A 19,121-nucleotide genomic window follows, 5' to 3' on the forward strand; every position below is an offset into this window, starting at 1 on the left:
ATAGAACTTTTTTATCGCTATTTTTAATATCTCTATTTCCGTAGCGGGGTGCAAATATAGATACCTTTTTCTTTACAACAATAACTTTTTTAAGCTTTTTTTTAATTATTTTTCCTAACCCCTTTTAGAAGCTTATTCTCAAGACTTTATAAATAAACTTTTTTTGTCTAATATTCTAACCGAACTCCAATATCGCGTTAAGGATAGAAGCGACATCCTTTTTGCGATACTAATACAATACAAACTATTTTAAAAAATAACTAGAAAATAGTAGGATGGATTATTGAAATACTAACAAGTAACAAAAAGATATAGCGGAGAGCCTGACGATACTTAGCCCATAGGATAAGTAGCGGAACGCTATAATAGTTATAAAAAGAAGTTCCAAACAACACCGAAACGCACAGCAAAATCTCTATAAGGATAGTTTGGCGCGGAGTAATAGTCGTAGCCTGTCCATGCGGAATTAAAGTGTTCTGCTTTTAAATAGATTCTTGCTTGACGAATTTTGGCATTGATAAAGAAGTCTAATCTTGGAAATGCTCCATATTCTTTTTGGTCTTGCACATAGAGTTCTGCTAAAACGGGATCATATCCATTCATATAGTATTTAGTAAAATAGCTAAATGTGATTCCGGTTTGTAAAAAAAGCTCGTTATTAAAGAATGTATTAGAATAGTATAATGTATTACGCATTACAAATTCTGGCACGTTTAAAGTATTATTTTCGTCTTTTACGTTTTGATATAATATGGTATTGTATAAACCTAGGTTTTTATACTTAATATCTTTTTCTACTTTTAGTTTAAAGTAGTTTATTGTTGCATTATTTTGGTAAGGTTTTATTAGGCTATCGGTTGGATTACTTTTAAAATAAGTGTAGTCGTCTATATTTGAAAAACTCAAAGTAACATCTGCAATTTTATTAGACTGTAATTGCAATTCTATTTCTTGCGTTTTAGTGTTATTAAAATTGTTTTCCCAATTGTAGTTAATATAATCGTTTTGAAATAATTGAAAGTTAAAATTAGGCGCTTTAGAGTTTGTATTAATTTTAGCACTTACCACAGCATCTTGGTTTATTGGGTATGTTGCTTTTGCTGTTAAAAAGTTACCATTAAAATCTCCTGCTATGTTTGCTCCTATTTCTCCTTCTAATTGAAATTTTTCAAACTTTTTATTATAGGATCCGCCTATGGCTAGCACTTGTCCTTTTAATCGATTCGTTACGGTGTTTCCGTTAAGAACCACCAAATTATCATATCCATAATTATAATCGTTATGACTAATGTTAAATTGTAAGGCTCCAAGCGTTTTATTGGTATAATTTACGTGTAGTTGGTTATAAAAATTTTCTAGTTTCACTTGTTTTTTTAAATCACTGGATCGGAAGGATTCACCAAAATAATCGGTTTCATCATCCTGTTCAAACTGAAAAAATTTATCTTCAAAAGAAATAATATGACCTATAGACACCGTATTTGATGCTATAGAATCTTTTGGTTGTATTAAATTGTATTGATGATCTAAATGAAAACGTTTGCCTTTTAAAATGCTTTCGGCATCTTCAAAATTAACTTCTAAAACACCTCGATCTTTAAATTCGGAATCTCCAGACTCGAAGAAAATAATATTATCATCTTTTAATCCTCCGTTTTCTTCATTTAGCAAATCTTGAGCTACAAAGTGTGCATTAGCTGTATACCGTTTATTTTTAGTATTGTAGCTTGTTGTAAATCTAAAATTTCCGGTACTAGTTAAAATATGCTGGTATTTCCCTAAGGAACGTAAACCTTTATATGCTATAGAAAAATTTAATTGAGGCGATGTATTGACGGTAAAAAAAGCATCTACTTGCTGTCCTTGTGAAAAAGCGGTTTTGTAATACAGCTCTGTTAATGGTGTTGGAACACGATAGTAGTTTATATCTTCAATTTCCATATAATTAAAGTGTCTTGCTCTGGCACCAAACAAGGGCATGAGTTTATCACTATTAAAATTATACGCAAGTTTATTATAGGTTTGACCAACGTTAGAGAATGGCAGTAACTCAAAATTATCTTTTCGTAAGTAATTAAATTTATATTCCTTTTTTATAGTTAGTGTTGTATCTACGTGCACTGTATCTCTTTTGTGAGAGATTATTAAGTAGTCTTGTATTTTTGCTATTGGGTCTTTAGTGTTATCTGTACTAGATTCTCTATTCGCTCTGGTTGAAGAAGAATCACTAATCGTATTAATTTGATTAGTTTCATTAATTTCGGTTTTATCTAATTTTTTTTTAGGTAATACTTGCGCATGCCCAAAATGAAAAACACTTAATAAAAAGAATATCAGAATTTTTTGCTTCATAATTATTTTTTAGACCTTGCAACAACCTAAAGCCGACTTGTCTTTTTTTTGCCAAAAATAGCAAATATCTAATAGGTATTAATTACAATTATACAATTTATAACAACGTGTTATTCTTAACAATTACTTAAATGCTAAAATTAAACTACTCGAATGTTAAATTTGAATGCGGCACAGACGAAGCTGGAAGAGGGTGTTTAGCTGGTCCAGTAACTGCTGCTGCAGTAATTTTACCTGATAATTTTAAAAACAAACTGCTTAACGATTCGAAACAACTAAGCGAAAAAAAACGAGATTTATTACAACCAATCATAGAGACAGAGTCCATTTGTTTTGGTTTTGCACATGTTTTTGAAGATGAGATTGACGAAATAAACATTCTAAATGCTTCTATATTAGCTATGCATAAATCTATTGCTAGTTTAAAACAAAAGCCCAATTTTATCATTGTAGATGGGAATAAGTTTAAGCCTTTTAATGATATACCGCATGAGACTATTATTAAAGGAGACGGTAAATTTTTAAGTATTGCTGCTGCTTCGGTATTAGCAAAAACATATAGAGATGCGTATATGCATAAAATTCATGAAGAATTTCCGATGTACAATTGGAAACAAAACAAAGGATACCCTACAAAAGAACACAGAGAAGCCATAAGAAAGTATGGAATAACCAAATACCATAGAAAATCCTTTAGACTATTACCAGAACAATTACGTTTAGAAATATGAATTGCTCGTTACATTTAGTAAATAAAAACCCATATTTGGATCTTATTACCTTTAACCTATATACTTTTAACACGTAAAATTTTTGAAGCATACAACTTTACATACTTTAGTACACTTATAACATTAAATACTTAATCACACTTCTTATATTTGTAAAAATCCCTTTATTATATGAACAAAATTTGGAGTTTTTTCCTTCTTAGCCTTTTACTTATTAGTTGTAATACAAAAAATAAGCACATAAATACTACAGATTATATTCCAGAAAACGCTTCGGTAATTATTCAAGTAAACAATTTAGAAAGTTTAAAAAGCAATTTCAATAATAATGATTTTTTAGAAGGATTAAATACAAGTAAATCCTATACTGATTTAACAAAAAAAATTCAAAATCTAAAATATTTAAACACCGTAAATCCGCTTTTAATTTGTTTTAATTATGATGAAAAAGACAGTTTGCAATACACCGTTATCACGAAACAAACACCAGATTTATTTGCAATAGATTCCCTACCAAATATTAGTATTGAAGCATATCTTTTTGAAAACCTATCCATTCACAAAACACAAATAGACAAAAGTGTTACCTACAACACTGTTATTGATAGTGTTTTTGTAGCTTCCTCTAGCAAAGATATTCTAGAAGCTTCTTTAATTACGACAAATAAAGACGATGAATTAAAAACGATTTTAAAAATAGGTGATACTAAAAAACCTTTTTCTATTCTAGTAAACAATAGCCACAAACCACCAATACAATCAGTTTTTATTAACGACAAAATTCTTTTTAAAAACTTTACAAACTACACGCTTGTTGATGCAGATATAAATCAAGATGCAATTATTTTAAACGGCATTACCAAAGCAACAGACTCCACAAAGCACCTAATTAACATTTTTAAAAACACCATTGCTAAAGAAAATAAAACTGCAAACCTTACTCCAAGTAATGCAGATGGTTTTATGAGCTTTACATTTAACGATTTTTCTATTCTAAATAAAAATTTAAAACAATACAACAAAGTAGATACACTAGCAACAGAAACATCCCTTTTTGATAATATTATTGAAGTTGGTGTTATTTACGAAGGAAAAAACCAAGCTGTATTTTTAAACTCATTAGATGTTATAGCTACCAAAGACGCTTTACTTAACGATCAAAATTTAGTAGAAACGTTTAGACAAACAAACATTTACGATTTTAGCAAAACAGCCTTATTTAGCAATACCTTTTCGCCATTAATTACTTTTAAAGACGCGAATTTTTATGCCAATATAAACGACTACTTTCTTTTTACAAGTACCAAAGAAGCTTTAGAAAATATAATTGTCAACCATCAAAACAAGACAACATACAACGAAAAAGCATACTACAAAAACACTAAAGAACAGCTTACTAATGCTTCATCTTTACTTATGGTTGCTAATCCTTCTGCTTTAAAAAATATTTTAGAAAACAATCTTGAAAAAGATCTAAATCTAAAATTAGGTGATTATAAAACTTCTGCTTTACAATTTGTATACGACACCAATTTTGCACATGTTAATGCTATTATTAAAAAGAACAAAATAACGGTTAGAGAAAATTCGGTTACTGAATTATACAATATAAAATTAGATGCCGACTTATTAAATAATCCACAACTAGTAGACAATCATATTAACAAACAAAAAGATATTGTAGTTCAAGACATAAATAACACTCTATATTTAATTTCTAATCGAGGAAAAGTGCTTTGGAAAAAGCAACTTCAAGGTCCTATTTTAGGTAAAGTACAACAAATAGACATGTACAAAAACGGAAGGTTGCAATTAGTATTTGCAACTCCAAATCGCGTTTATGTTTTAGATAGAACAGGAAAAAACGTCGCTCCTTTTCCTTTAAAGTTTAATGATGTAATTACACAACCACTTTCGGTTTTCGATTATGATAACAATAAAAAATACAGACTAGTAGTAACCCAAGGAAAAAATATATTAATGTATGATGCCAAAGGAAAAACAGTAAAAGGGTTTACATTTAAATCTGCAGAAAGCACCATTAATCACCAACCACAACATTTTAGAATAGGACGTAAAGACTACTTAACCTTTAAAACAGACAATAGGTTATATATTTTAGACAGAATAGGAAAAACAAGAGTAACTCCAAAAAGCAAGTACTCTTTTTCTAATCAAGCGTTATACCTTTATTATAACAAATTTACAACCACAACCAAAGATGGAAAATTGGTAAGTTTTAATACCAATGGTACTAGCAATGAGCAAAACCTAAATCTTGGTAGTAAACACCATTTAGCAACTACTACAAAAACATTAGTCGCACAATCTGAAAACAAGTTAACTATAAAAAGTAAAACTTTAGATTTAGATTTTGGTAATTATGACACCCCAAAACTTTTTTATATAAACGATAAGATTTATGTTTCTGCAACAGACCTGCAAACGCAAAAAGTGTACTTATATGATAGCAATGGTAAACTACAAAACAATTTCCCAGTATATGGAAACTCTGCAATTGCTTTAGATAATTTAGATAAAGACCGAAATCTAGAGTTTGTTACCAAAGGAGAAAACGACGCTATCCTTATTTACCAAATAAACTAAACGTCAAACAGTTAAACAAAATAACCCGTTTTTTTTTATGTTTCTTTTGAGAAAATGTTAACTTTAGCATCTCCTTACTATTAACTAGCTACAGTGTAACCCAAAAAACATTTAAAATTATGAAAACACGTTATGTAGTACTAGTACTATTATCCTTTATTATGTTCTCCAACATTAGTTGTGACGAAGACGACATCTTTCCACAAAACGAAGAAGATCCGTTATTTACTTCTACCAACTATATTTACGAAGGCGACTTACGTAAATACTATTTAGAAAGTGAAAACACAAGACTAAATGACAGTATTGCTGTTTGGCAACAAATTCCAGATTCGGATCCCGCTTATGACATTACCCAAAACCATATAGCGGAAGCATATGCTACTATTGAAACCAATGACATGGAATCGGACACCATTGTAAGTCCTACAGAGGCATTTTTAATTATTAACCCAATTCCTCCAATTCCTCCTGCTCCTTCACCATGTTTATGCTTAATTGTAAATAATACGATTGGCTCGATTGCTTTACAGCCAGGAACTAATCAAATGAGTTTAACTATAACTTCTACAGAAGATGAAGAAACTTTGGTAAACACAACCCCAAATTCGTTAATAAGCACCATACCAGATACAAACAATACAGGAATGTATCAACCTTTCCAATTTGGACAAGAAGGTTTTATAGGAGAAGCAATGATTAGCGTGCAAACAGAAAATAACAGTTATTCGTTTCTAGCTGATTTTTATACTCCTCAGTGATAAATAACAGTTTATTAATACTTTAAATATTTGTAAATTAGTCTTCAATTAAATTTGAAGACTTTTTTTATGAAAAACAAACTGTTTTTATTCCTCCTTTTTCTTTCTACAACTAATTTCTTTGGACAAAGCACAAACGACTCTATTTATTCTAGTAATATTTACTCTTTGTTTATTAAAGCTAATCAATTTATATACGCTCAACAAGATTCCGCTTATCATTATTACAATGAAATAAATAAACTTGCCAGAAACAAAAACGACTTTGAAACTCTAATACATAGTATAAATGCATCCAATAAAAGTGCTGCACATTTTTACGATTTAGAGAGAATGAAAGCGAATTTCAAACAACTAGATTCTATTGTTTTAAAAAACGAAACCAAATTAAAAGAAATAGAAAATGTCCTGTTTTATACAAATTCAATAAACCAAGATAAAGGCATCTATTATTATTTATTAAATAATAATGAAAAATCTCGGAATGCCTTTCTTACTATTATTAACACAACAGAAGCATTAAAAGAAAAGGAATTAAATGTATATCATCTAGACCTATTAACCAGCGCCTATAGTTTTATAGCCAAAATGTATTTTAATGATGGCAAGTATGATTTAGCAAAAGAATACTATACAAAGAATATTCATATATTAGAAACAAAAAAAGCAAATGATCTTTATAAAATTAATAGAAACTATAGTTTACTAGCCGAAGTTTTAAAAAGTCAAAAACAATATACCTTATCTAATTCCTACTTTAAAAAATCGCTAGCGTTCAACTTGAACAATAACGGAAACTCTAGCAGTATCATTACCGAAGCAAACCACTTACTAGAAAATTATTTGACTACAAAAAAAATAGATAGTTCTACTTACTACCTAAAAATCATGCAAGATAATCTTTCTGAAAATCACCCAAGATGGAATGTTTTTCACGAAGCAAAGGCCAAAATTCTACAAGCAGAAAACAACTATCTAGAAGCAGAAAAAGAACTCCAAAGAGCTTTAGAACTTATAAAGCAAAAATGGCTAAACCAACCTCATAATACTATTGCAGAAGCGTATAACAACTTAGGTTTGCTACATGCAAAATTTAATCAGCCAGAAAAAGCTTTAGAAAATTATAATCTTGCATTGCAGCAATTTTCAATCAACGTAAATCCTTCCACTATTAATCAAACTACTCTTTTAAAAATATTAAAGAATAAAGCTGAAATTTTAAATGCACTAGCCAATCCTTCCGGAAGTTTAGAAACTGTAAATGAAGCCATACAAACCTTAGACCTATTAAAACCAAGTTTTAAAAACAATACCGACAAGCTCTTTTTAATGGAAGAAGCTTTTCCTATTTTCGAGTCTGGGTTAGAAGCAACCTATAACCTATATCAAAAAACGAAGCAAGATTCGCTAATAGATAAGGCTTTCTTTTATTCTGAAAAAAGTAAATCCGCACTTTTACTAGAAGCACTTTTAAGCACTAAAGCAACAACTTTTGCAAATATTCCAAAAGAAATTATTGAGCAAGAGCAAGTATTAAAATCTAAAATAAATCATACCGAAAAACAGATCAATAGATCTGCAAATGATGTATTACAAGAGCAATTATTTCAATTAAAAAACGAATACAGAGATTTAATAACTACCATTGAAACCAACTACAAAAGTTATTTTAATTTAAAGTATAATTCGGAAGTTATTTCTGCAGATCAAGTGCAAGATCTATTAAAACCAGAAGATGTATTGCTTTCCTATTTTTATGGAAACCATGCTATTTATACCATTGCAATTACCAAGAGCTCAAAAACCATTCAGCGTCATAAAATATACACCAATTTAGAAGACGAGATTATTGGCATCTACCAAATGCTTAACAATCCGAAGTCAAATTTAAAAACCTTAAATAGCAAAACATATACTTTATATGAAAAATTAGTTGCTCCGAGTTTGGCAAATATAAATCCTAAAAACATAATCATTGTAGCAGATGGTTTATTGAATTACATTCCGTTTTCCAGTCTAAATACAGATACAACAAAGAACAAATATTTAGTAGAAGACCATGCCATTAGTTATGCTAATTCTGCTACTTTACTAAAACAGCTTATCGAAAAAGAAGTGGTAAACAATGAAGTCCTTGCCTTTGCTCCTAGTTTTAGTAATGCTTCTTCTACCTTATTACCATTACCCAACAATACTGCAGAAGCAACAGATATTTTAAATTATTTTAAAGGAAAAACATTAACTAGCAACCAAGCTACACTCGAAAATTTTAATACCGAAAGCAGCAAATACGGCATTCTTCATTTTGCAACACATGCTATTTTAGATGATGAAACTCCAGAATATTCTTATTTAGCATTTCAACCAAATGCAACCAATAATAACTTATTATATGTAAGCGATTTGTATAATTTAAACCTGAACACCAATTTAGTAACTTTAAGTGCTTGCGAAAGTGGTATTGGAAACTTGAAACGTGGTGAAGGTTTTATGAGTCTTGCTCGCGGATTTTATTTTAGTGGAGCATCAAGTATCTCTAGTACTTTATGGAAAATTAACGATGCTTCTGCACTAAAGATTATGGATTCTTTTTATAAAAACCTATCTAAAAAAGAACCTAAAAATAGCGCTTTACAAAAAGCACAAATCGCTTTTTTAAACACTAATAAACAGAATGCTTTAATACATCCATATTATTGGTCTGGATTTGTAATTTCTGGAAACACAACCGCTTTAGCTTCTAGTAGTAATTTGATATGGTATATTTTAGGTGGAATTGTTTTTATTATAGCAGGTGGAATATTTAGAAAACGTACAAAATCAAAAATATAAAGTTATGTATACCGTATACAGTGTGGAATGATAAAGCTTACAAACCATAACCAAAATCCTTTTTTGTTACAACTTCTCGATACAATTGCAATAAAAAATTGCAATCACTCGAAGTGATACTATTATTTAAGGTCTTTTAAAAGTGCTTGTGCCTTTTCTTTATTATAGTTAAAATTAGTAATAAGATTTTCTAAGTACTTTACAGCTTCTGCTTTATTTTCTTCTTTTAAAGAAATTAATGCCAAATACCATGTAGATTCACCAACGAAGCTTTTGTTATCTTGTACAACAAGCGTAAAAAATGTTTTTGCATTTACTAGATCTTCTAAATTTAAATACGCCTGTCCTTTATAGAAATTAAAATAATCCTTTTTAGCATCAGCAGGAATTGCATCTAATTTTTCAATAGCACTTTTATAATCTTTACTTTCATAAGCAACAAAAGCTTCACGCTCTAAAGTATTTTCGGTATCTCCTCTAGTAATAGTATATACTGTATTTGGATACGCACTAAAATTAGTATCATACATAGTTGTATAGTCAGTACCAAAAAACGAATGATAACCAAACCATCCCATTAACAAGGCTATTGACGCAGCAATAGCAAAATTTTTATAATTAAAAATTGGTTTTATTCTTTTCGATGTTTCGCTATCAAAAAACTCAATCCTTGTAGTTTCGGTTGAAGATAAATCATTTTCAAACCCTTGAAGTTTTGTTTTTAAAGTATCTATTTCATTACTTTTAATTACTTCTTTTAAGTTTTGTTCAAATAAAAATTGTGTTTTAAATTCGGTATCATTTTCTAATAAATTTTCAAACGTCTTTTCCTGCTCTGCAGTTAAACTGTTAGAAAAATAATGATATAGAAGGTCTTGATTTTTCATTGCTAATAATCTTTTGCGTTAATTCTATCTTTTAGGGTTTTCATACATCTGGACTTTGCACTTTTCACTACGTTTTCACTAGTGTAATCTCCAGCTTCAATAATGTCTTTAATAGTAAAACCTCTATAATAAAATAAGGTTAATAATTCTTGACATTTCTTTCCAAGAGTAACAAAATACTTTTTTAATAAAACTTGTTCTGTAGTAAGTTCTTGCGAGTCCATTTCTAATTCGGAATCTATAAGTTCTTCCTTTTCTCTAACAATAGACAAATCAAAATCGGGATTAATTGTCTTATTGTTTTTCTTCATTTTATCATAAATTAAATACTTCCCAATGCTAAATAAATAGGTAGAAATACTGCTTGTAAACTCTTGTACTTTACCTTGCATAACATTATTATAAAAGACAATGTATGCATCTTGGTAGATGTCTATATTATCTTCTTGAGATAAGTTATACTTTCTAGCAAAATTTAAAAACTTATCTCTGTTGTCTTCATATATTTTTCTAAACAATATATCGGAGCCCTGTTTTAAATCTTCAATAGTAATATTCTCTTGTACTCTATGCATTTAATGTAACTAAGTATTAAAGGTTAACACACTACTGCTAAATTAACTTTTTTTGACATAACTCTTTAGTTTTCTAACAGATATCTCTTCTCCTTTATTTTTTATATCCCATGTTAACCTCTGATAAACTTTGCTATTAAAAGAGCGAAATCTAAAAACATATAATCATGAAATTTTTTAAATTATCACTAATAATGCTATCGTTTTGTGTCACCACAAACACACAAACGCAACTTTTAAAAGAATTAGGTAACGTAGCAGAACGAGCTGAGGCGCATACTTTAGAAAAAAAAGCAGGCAAAACTACAAGAGAACAACGACAAGTTAATAGTACTTCAGCCATTCAAAAAACGTATACGTTTACACACAAGTTTGTAATGCAAATTCAAAGTAATAAACACAATACGAATATCAACTATTTTTTAAATAATGACGCTAATTATATTGGCACTAGTATGGATTTAGGAAATAATATTACTAAAATGATTACTGTCATGGACATCTCTACTAAAAAAGCAACGATGTTTATGGAAATAAATAACCAAAAAACACAAATGTCTATACCAATAGATTTAGATAGTATGACAGAAGATGCAATGCAAGAGCAAGATGTAAAAATTACACCTACAGGTAAAACAAAAAACATCTTAAATTTTACTTGCCATGAATATAAAGTAGAAGGCAAAGATTACAATGGAAACGTTTGGGTTACACAAGATGCTGGCGTTACTTTTTCGAAAGCATTTTATCAAGCAAAAGTAAAAAAAGGGTTAAATCAATCTTGGATGTCTATGATTAATGGATTAACCATGGAAATGAATATAACAGATACTAGCAAAAGAAAAGATCAAAATATGGTTATGAAATGTATTGCCCTAGAAAAAAGCAATCTAACTATTAATGGTAGTGATTATAAAAAAATGATGTAAAAATGTTAACCTCTTATAGCGATACACATTAATACTTATAACCCAAAAAAACACGTATTAAATGAAATTCACAAAAACAATTCACAAAAACAACGTCTTCAATACAATGAAGATTAGTAAAAATGTACAATTAACAAACAACCCAATTATGAAAACAAAAAACAGTCTATTCGTATGCGTACTAATCTTTTTATTTGCCACACAAATGCAAGCACAAATTGCTATTGGTGGAGGATTAGGATATAACGAAAAAATTTCTGGACCAGGAGTTACACTTAAAGGTGTATTTAATATCACAGATAATATTGCTATTACACCAAGTGCTTCTTACTTTTTTGGAAATCAAGTTTATGGTTACAAAAGAAGTCTATTTGCTGGTGACGTAAATGCGCATTACTATTTTAATATTATTGAAAGCAAATTAAAAGTATATCCAGTAGTTGGAGTAAACTTTTCCAGCTATAAAACTGGTAACTCATATTATGATGCCTTTTTTGACTATGAAACAGAACAAGTTACTGACAGTGCAATTGGAGGCAATATTGGTGCTGGAGCAACCTACCAATTTACAGACAAGCTAAAAGTCTATTTAGAGCCTAAATTTGTTGCTAGTAATTATAGCCAAGTAGTTATAAATGCTGGTGTATTATTAAATCTTTAAACAAAATACAACCGAATTTATCTACCCTAAAAACGACCTGCTATTATCTATTTATTTTATTTGAAGTAGTCTTCAAACAAAAAAGCTTCAGAAAAACTTCTGAAGCTTTTTTATTTTCTGTTAACCTTTCACTTTATAAAACATAAAAAAGTATACATGCTAAAAAACAAATGAAACTATAGTGTTTTTTTTGGGTTACTATAGCAAAGCAGGAAACTGCTTGATTAAAGGTCGAAGAAAGTTTCTTCGGCTTTTTTTTTAAGAATGGTGTTAACCTCAAACAGAATATCACATTAAACAGCAAACATATATTAATCCAATAAATTTAAAAATTATGAAACTTTCAAAAACAACAATTTCAAAAACAAAGTATTTTCTTTTAGCCCTTTTAGTAGCTTTTAGTTTTTCTTGCTCTACAGAAGATGGCGAGGATGGCGCAGTGGGATTAACTGGTCCTGCAGGTACAGATGGCTTAAATGGTGCAGATGGTAATGCCAATGTACAGACTATTACTTATGATACATCTACATTAGATGGGACTAGATTTATTTTAACTGTACCTGCAATTACACAAGATGTACTTAATGATGATGTTATCTTAGGCTATCATACGGCAAGTGGATATGATTATCCAATGCCAGGAGGTGGAGTTGCTGCAGATTATGTAACTAGACCATTTATAACAGTTGGCACCTATTATATTGACTTTGAGAATTGGGATGGTAACAACTATACTATAACTGCAGGAGATATAGATAGTGTGAAAATTATTATCATTGAATCTACAAGTACTACAACTGGTAGAGTAGGAAATAATAAACAACAAGTATACAACGAGCTTAACCAAGCAGGAGTAGACATAAACGATTACTATGCCGTTTGCGATTATTACGGAATTGCATATTAATATTTATTACCAATATACTAAAAACCGAAGTAAAATGCTTCGGTTTTTTTATGCCTTTTTTATAACAAAATGATTAGTATTGTAGTCTTAAAATTAGCAAGATGATTACACGTAAAACTGCAACTATTTCCAAGTTTATTATTCATAAAGTAGGTAATAAACATAACGATACAAAAAATGCTTTTTCAGAAAAAGAAGTACATTTTGACGAACAAAGTTATGAGCTTATGCTTCCGTTTTTACTAAGACCTTTTGGGTCTGTGGTACAGAGTTATCGTTTTAACCACCATTCTAATGTAGCACTAAATGAAATTAATAACTATGCTAAAAATATTTTTAGTGATGATGATGCTTTTATTGAAACTTCAAAAAATATTGTAAAGCATTTATACGAACAAAGCGATTCTGCACAAATAAAAACTGGAGATGTTTTGGTTGCTCTTTTTGAAGGTATAGAATACAAAGAAATGGTTACCAATGCTATTGGTATTTTTAAAATTGAAAACAAAACTAATTTCTTTCAAACCTATTTAGAAAACAATAGTTATGATGTTTTGGTACAACAAGGAATTTCTTCTAAAAAAGTAGATAAAGGTTGTCTTATTTTAAACCAATCAGACATGGAAGGCAATATTATTTTAAGTGTAGATAATAATAGTTATGATGCGCAATATTGGTTAGATAAGTTCTTAAATATTAAATATGCAGATGACATGAATAATCATACACATAACTATTTAGACATGTGTAGTGAATTTTCTACCGAAATTTTAAAAACCAGTTTTGGCGAACAAGAACGAAACATCTTTCTTGCAAAAACCATTGACTATTTTAAAGAAAACGAAATTATTAACGTTGAAAATTTTAAAGAAGAAGTTTTTAAAGACGAAAACCACATACAGCTTTTTGAAGATTTTAAAAAGGAATACGAAGGCGAACAAAACGTATTACTACGAAACCAATTTGATTTAGCAGAAGCGGTTGTAAAAAAGGATAAAAAGAAAATTAAAACAGATATAAAATTAGATACAAATATTCAAATAAAACTAGATATTGATGCTCCAGATGCTGCCGAAGAATATCTAGAACGTGGTTACGACGAAGATAAAAAAATGTACTACTACAAAGTGTTCTTTAATGCTGAAGGTTAATTAAAAACCCCAATATATTTAACAAAAACCGAAGTTTAAACTTCGGTTTTTTGTTTTATAAACTCAGCTTCAAAAAGTACCGTAAAATGTTTCAGTAATTTTTCTTTTACTTCTGCAACATTCACTTCTTTTACTCCAAGCTCTACATGTAACGATGTAACGGCTTTTCCTCGTATACCACAAGGTATCATATTATCAAAATAACCAAGATCTGCATTTACATTTAAAGCAAATCCGTGCATGGTTACCCAACGAGAAGCACGAACTCCCATAGCACAAATTTTTCTAGCAAAAGGAGTTCCTACATCTAGCCAAACTCCGGTTTCACCTGGACTTCGTTCTGCTTTTAAACCATATTCTGCTAAAGTGAGAATAATCATTTCTTCTAAAAAACGAAGGTATTTATGAATGTCTGTAAAAAAGTTATCTAAATCTAAAATAGGATAACCTACAATTTGTCCTGGACCATGATAAGTAATATCGCCTCCTCTATTTACTTTGTAAAAACTTGCTCCTTTTTCTGCAAGTTGTTTTTCGTTTACTAACAGGTTAGACATGTCGCCACTTTTACCTAAGGTATACACATGAGGATGCTCTACCAATAAAAAATAGTTGTTTGTTGGTAAAGTTAATTCTTCTCTCCTATTTTTAATTTTAGCATCCACTATCGATTTAAATAAAGACTCTTGATAGTCCCAAGTATCTTTATAATCTTGTAATCCTAAATCTTGTAATTCTATATTTTTATTCAATGCTTTACTCTTCTAATTCTACATCTAAAGTCATTGCTTCTGGTGACTTTATCATGTCAATAAAATTCATTTTTAAAGAAACCGATTTTTTATCGCTACTTATCACTGCATTTTTATTGGTTACCGATTTTATTTTCTTCGGAAAATTATACACCAAAGTATAACTCATGGCTTCAAACATTTCTTTAGAATCTCCCATTTGGCCAATTTCTTCATTCAACTCTTCTATATCTGCTTCCGATTGTTGAAAACCTTCTTTAATAGATCTAGAAAACGTTTTTCCGTCATATGCAAAATCTACATATTCAAAAATATCTTCAGATGCTTTTGCTACAGCACTTTCTCCCATTTTCCCCATTTGTGCATTGTTTTCAGAATTCATTTTTTTGGCTTCTTCAATTTTCTTTAAAGCCTCAGGTAGTTCTTTTAAACTAGTAAATGTAGAACCAAATCCCATATCAAAAAGCCCTTCTTCTTCATCCATTTTCATTTTAATAACAATACTCTCTAAAGATTTTAATTTATCTTGTTCTTCTTGGGATAAAGTAGCAATACTATCTGCTTTTTCTACTAGCATATCTTTAAAATACATGACACTATCTAGTTTCATTTTTTCTTTCCCATTGTCTTTTTTACCGCCTCCCATTTCTTCCATGGTTTTCATGACTTCACTCATATCATAGCTCATAATAAATTCTCCAGAACCATCTGGATTAAAGCTAATCTCTTCGGTGAAATTACAACTGGTTAATAAAAAAACGCTGGCAATTGCTAGTATAAATTGTTTCATAGTATAAATTTTAGTTCTACAAAACAAAGATACGTATTTTATCTTTCCGGATTGTTTAAAATAACTAGTGCAGCTATAACTCCAGGAACCCATCCACAAAGCCACAATAGAAAAACAATTAATATAGATCCGCAACCTTTACCTATAACAGATAATGGTGGGCATAAAATAGCTAATAAGACTCTCCAAAAACTCATTGATTTTGATTTAATTGATTGATGTATTTATTGGACGCAAAGGTTTGTGTTTTGTTACACTTTGCATTAGTGATTGAACGCATGTTGGAGCTCCTTGAAAAGAGCGACTAGTGAAAGCACGGCTTTTTTATTTCGAAAAAAGAATGCCCAAAAAAGCGTTTTCTAATTACTAGCTTTAGTGTATCTTTGTAGCTTCTTAAAAAATATAAAAATTACATGTCGCAGTTATCTGAACAAGAATTAGTACGAAGAGATAAGTTAGCCAAATTAAGAGATTTAGGCATTAACCCATATCCTGCAGATTTATACCCTTTAACACACCTTACCAATAAAATAAAACAGGAATTTAAAGAAGGAGATAAAGTAAACATTGCTGGACGTTTAATGTCAAGACGTATTCAAGGAAATGCTAGTTTTGCTGAGCTACAAGATAGTGAAGGTAGAATACAAGTGTATTTTAATAGAGACGAAATTTGTACTAGCGAAGACAAAAGCAAGTACAATGATGTATATAAAAAATTACTAGATATTGGTGATTTTATTGGTATTGAAGGGGAATTATTTACCACAAAAGTGGGACAGAAAAGTGTTCGTGTTACAGACTTTACGCTTTTAAGTAAAGCTTTAAAACCCTTACCGCTACCAAAAGAAGATGCTGAAGGAAATTTACACGATGCGTTTAATGACCCAGAATTACGTTACAGACAGCGTTATGCCGATTTAGTAGTAAACCCAAAAGTAAAAGAAGTTTTTGTTAAAAGAACCAAACTTTTTAATGCCATGCGTGGTTTTTTTAATGACGCTGGATATTTTGAAGTAGAAACGCCAATTTTACAACCAATTCCTGGTGGAGCAGCAGCAAGACCTTTTACTACACACCACAATTCTTTAGATATTCCATTATACATGCGAATTGCTAACGAGTTATACTTAAAGCGTCTTATTGTAGGTGGTTTTGACGGTGTCTATGAGTTTTCTAAAAACTTTAGAAACGAAGGAATGGACAGAACGCACAATCCAGAATTTACAGCCATGGAAATTTATGTGTCTTATAAAGATTACAATTGGATGATGGATTTTTGTGAACAATTATTAGAACACTGTGCTGTTGCTGTTAACGGAACTTCTAAGGCTACTTTTGGAGAACACGAAATAGACTTTAAAGCGCCTTATGCTAGAGTAACTATGGCAGATTCTATTAAGCATTTTACTGGTTTTGATATTACTGGAAAAACAGAAGATGAAATTAGAGAGGCTGCAAAAGGCATGGGAATTGCTGTAGATGCAACCATGGGTAAAGGAAAGCTTATTGATGAAATATTTGGTGAAAAATGTGAAGGAAACTACATTCAACCAACCTTTATTACAGACTACCCAAAAGAGATGAGCCCGTTATGTAAAGAACATAGAGACAACCCAGAACTTACCGAGCGTTTCGAGTTAATGGTTTGTGGAAAAGAAATAGCAAATGCCTATTCGGAATTGAATGATCCTATTGATCAACGGGAACGTTTTGAACACCAATTAAAATTGGCAGCTAAAGGAGATGATGAAGCTACCGAGTTTATAGATCATGACTTTTTACGTGCTTTAGAATATGGTATGCCTCCAACTTCTGGAATGGGAATTGGTATGGACAGATTAATCATGTTTTTAACCAATAACCAAAGTATACAGGAAGTTTTATTCTTTCCGCAAATGCGACCAGAGAAAAAAGCTTTAGCAATTAGTGATGAAGCAAAAGAAGTTTTAAAAACGTTGAAAGCTGCTGAGAAATTAGAATTAAACGATTTAAAAGGAAAGTCTGGTTTATCGAATAAAAAATGGGATAAAACCATTAAAGAGCTAACTAAAAACAATCTTGCAAAAGTTGCAAAAACAGAAGAAGGTTTGTTTGTAGAGATTGTTTAATTTCTGCGAAGATAGAAACCTTATTATAACAAAAGGAATTACAGAAATGTAGTTCCTTTTTTTTTGATTTATAAGGAAACCACTTCCAACTTATAACCAACACCATGAACATTGGTTAATTTTATAGTCTCATCTTCTTGCAGTTTTTTTCGAAGCTTAGAAATATAGGTATCTAGACTTCTGCCAACCACAACCCCATTATCTTCCCAAACTTTTTTTATGAGTTCTTCTCTTTTAATAATTTGGTTTGGTTGTCCTACAAAAATAGCCAGTATTTCACACTCTTTTTTAGAAAGGCTAATTTCTACACTTTCTTTAATAAGCTTGTTTTCTTTTGGATAAAATTGAAACTTTCCTAAAGAGGTGAAATTTAAATCCTTTTCTTCAGAAATATGCTTTGGTTTTCTTCTATACGCAAATAGTACAAGTAATACTAAAAACACTAAAAAAAGCACGTATAAAATTTTGGTTTTGCTTTTACTTGAATTATTAACATCTTCAAATTGCACTGTAACTTGATAGCATTCTTTATGTAGCTCTCTTCCTTTACATGGTATAATATTATTTTCAGCATTATAATTCATGATATAGCTGTAGGCTACTTCTTGATTATTACATAAAGTAACTTCGGTGATATAATGTTGTGGTAATTTTGCTCTTTCAAAACTATTTTTAATAATCGCAACCAAACTGTCTGGTTGAATAGCGATGGTATTCTCAAAAGTTACTTGAAATTTATTTTCACTTAAAGCAATAACTGGTTTCACCAAAGTAGTCGAATCCTGATTGGCTAATAATAAATGATGCCCAACTTCGCGTAAAGACACTTTTACCGTTTCTGAGAAGTTATCTTTCTTCTTAGTATTACAAGATATAACGCTAATAAAAAATAATAATAACCCGAAGCTTCTAAATAAATATGCAGTATTAGTATTCATATGGTACTGTAAATAACATATAATTTCTCGACTTTTTACAATAGTTGACACTTCTTTTACATTCTTTTGACATATTTTAACTAGAAACCCTCTTAAATTTGTAACATCAAAACGAACAGAAATACAATCTATTTATTAAT

At 30.1% G+C, this 19,121-nt stretch carries 16 protein-coding genes; 9 read left to right on the forward strand and 7 right to left on the reverse strand.

What is annotated here, in order from left to right:
• Window positions 1–369: 369 nt before the first annotated feature.
• Entirely contained in the window at window positions 370–2,352 is a 1,983-nt protein-coding gene (locus tag Q4512_RS03935) for a putative porin (RefSeq protein ID WP_303421835.1), read from the reverse strand.
• A 131-nt stretch (window positions 2,353–2,483) separates the two neighbouring features.
• Between Q4512_RS03935 and Q4512_RS03940 the strand changes: the two genes are divergently transcribed.
• From Q4512_RS03940 to Q4512_RS03955, 4 genes are all read left to right on the forward strand, one after another.
• Complete coding sequence (locus Q4512_RS03940; RefSeq protein ID WP_303421836.1) at window positions 2,484–3,083, forward strand: ribonuclease HII; 600 nt, start codon at window positions 2,484–2,486, stop codon at window positions 3,081–3,083.
• Window positions 3,084–3,254: 171 nt separating this feature from the next.
• Window positions 3,255–5,690: a ribonuclease HII gene (locus Q4512_RS03945; RefSeq protein ID WP_303421837.1), complete on the forward strand. Its 2,436-nt coding sequence runs from the start codon at window positions 3,255–3,257 to the stop codon at window positions 5,688–5,690.
• Between the two features lie 119 nt (window positions 5,691–5,809).
• Window positions 5,810–6,451 carry a hypothetical protein gene (locus Q4512_RS03950; RefSeq protein ID WP_303421838.1) on the forward strand — a complete coding sequence of 214 codons (642 nt, stop codon included), beginning with the start codon at window positions 5,810–5,812 and terminating at the stop codon, window positions 6,449–6,451.
• Window positions 6,452–6,520: 69 nt separating this feature from the next.
• A complete protein-coding gene (locus Q4512_RS03955) occupies window positions 6,521–9,283 on the forward strand; it encodes a CHAT domain-containing protein (RefSeq protein WP_303421839.1) in 2,763 nt (920 codons plus the stop codon).
• A gap of 122 nt (window positions 9,284–9,405) precedes the next feature.
• Here the strand turns inward: Q4512_RS03955 and Q4512_RS03960 are convergent, their stop codons facing one another.
• Window positions 9,406–10,170, reverse strand: coding sequence for a tol-pal system YbgF family protein (locus tag Q4512_RS03960; protein WP_303421840.1), 765 nt, complete (start codon window positions 10,168–10,170; stop codon window positions 9,406–9,408).
• A 2-nt stretch (window positions 10,171–10,172) separates the two neighbouring features.
• The gene (locus Q4512_RS03965) at window positions 10,173–10,745 is read right to left on the reverse strand and encodes a sigma-70 family RNA polymerase sigma factor (protein ID WP_303421841.1); all 573 of its coding nucleotides are present in this window, start codon (window positions 10,743–10,745) and stop codon (window positions 10,173–10,175) included.
• 167 nt (window positions 10,746–10,912) lie between these two features.
• Between Q4512_RS03965 and Q4512_RS03970 the strand changes: the two genes are divergently transcribed.
• From Q4512_RS03970 to Q4512_RS03985, 4 genes are all read left to right on the forward strand, one after another.
• Window positions 10,913–11,674, forward strand: a complete 762-nt coding sequence (locus tag Q4512_RS03970; protein ID WP_303421842.1) for a DUF4412 domain-containing protein — start codon at window positions 10,913–10,915, stop codon at window positions 11,672–11,674.
• Window positions 11,675–11,735: 61 nt separating this feature from the next.
• Complete coding sequence (locus Q4512_RS03975) at window positions 11,736–12,335, forward strand: outer membrane beta-barrel protein (protein WP_303421843.1); 600 nt, start codon at window positions 11,736–11,738, stop codon at window positions 12,333–12,335.
• A gap of 334 nt (window positions 12,336–12,669) precedes the next feature.
• On the forward strand, window positions 12,670–13,242 hold the full coding sequence (locus Q4512_RS03980) for a hypothetical protein (RefSeq protein ID WP_303421844.1): 573 nt from the start codon (window positions 12,670–12,672) through the stop codon (window positions 13,240–13,242).
• Between the two features lie 101 nt (window positions 13,243–13,343).
• Complete coding sequence (locus Q4512_RS03985) at window positions 13,344–14,393, forward strand: nucleoid-associated protein (protein ID WP_303421845.1); 1,050 nt, start codon at window positions 13,344–13,346, stop codon at window positions 14,391–14,393.
• A 35-nt stretch (window positions 14,394–14,428) separates the two neighbouring features.
• Here the strand turns inward: Q4512_RS03985 and lipB are convergent, their stop codons facing one another.
• From lipB to Q4512_RS04000, 3 genes are read right to left on the reverse strand one after another with little or no spacing between them, the layout of a single operon-like run.
• Window positions 14,429–15,145, reverse strand: a complete 717-nt coding sequence (gene lipB, locus Q4512_RS03990) for a lipoyl(octanoyl) transferase LipB (RefSeq protein WP_303421846.1) — start codon at window positions 15,143–15,145, stop codon at window positions 14,429–14,431.
• 4 nt (window positions 15,146–15,149) lie between these two features.
• Complete coding sequence (locus tag Q4512_RS03995; protein WP_303421847.1) at window positions 15,150–15,935, reverse strand: hypothetical protein; 786 nt, start codon at window positions 15,933–15,935, stop codon at window positions 15,150–15,152.
• 38 nt (window positions 15,936–15,973) lie between these two features.
• A complete protein-coding gene (locus Q4512_RS04000; RefSeq protein ID WP_303421848.1) occupies window positions 15,974–16,132 on the reverse strand; it encodes a YqaE/Pmp3 family membrane protein in 159 nt (52 codons plus the stop codon).
• A gap of 216 nt (window positions 16,133–16,348) precedes the next feature.
• Here Q4512_RS04000 and lysS point away from each other — a divergent pair, with 216 nt between their 5' ends.
• Window positions 16,349–18,043: a lysine--tRNA ligase gene (gene lysS, locus Q4512_RS04005; protein ID WP_303421849.1), complete on the forward strand. Its 1,695-nt coding sequence runs from the start codon at window positions 16,349–16,351 to the stop codon at window positions 18,041–18,043.
• Window positions 18,044–18,111: 68 nt separating this feature from the next.
• Here lysS and Q4512_RS04010 read toward each other — a convergent pair whose 3' ends face one another.
• Complete coding sequence (locus Q4512_RS04010) at window positions 18,112–18,981, reverse strand: winged helix-turn-helix domain-containing protein (RefSeq protein WP_303421850.1); 870 nt, start codon at window positions 18,979–18,981, stop codon at window positions 18,112–18,114.
• Window positions 18,982–19,121 lie beyond the last annotated feature (140 nt).

The organism is Oceanihabitans sp. 2_MG-2023 (assembly GCF_030547245.1).
Taxonomy (GTDB): Bacteria; Bacteroidota; Bacteroidia; order Flavobacteriales; family Flavobacteriaceae; genus Oceanihabitans.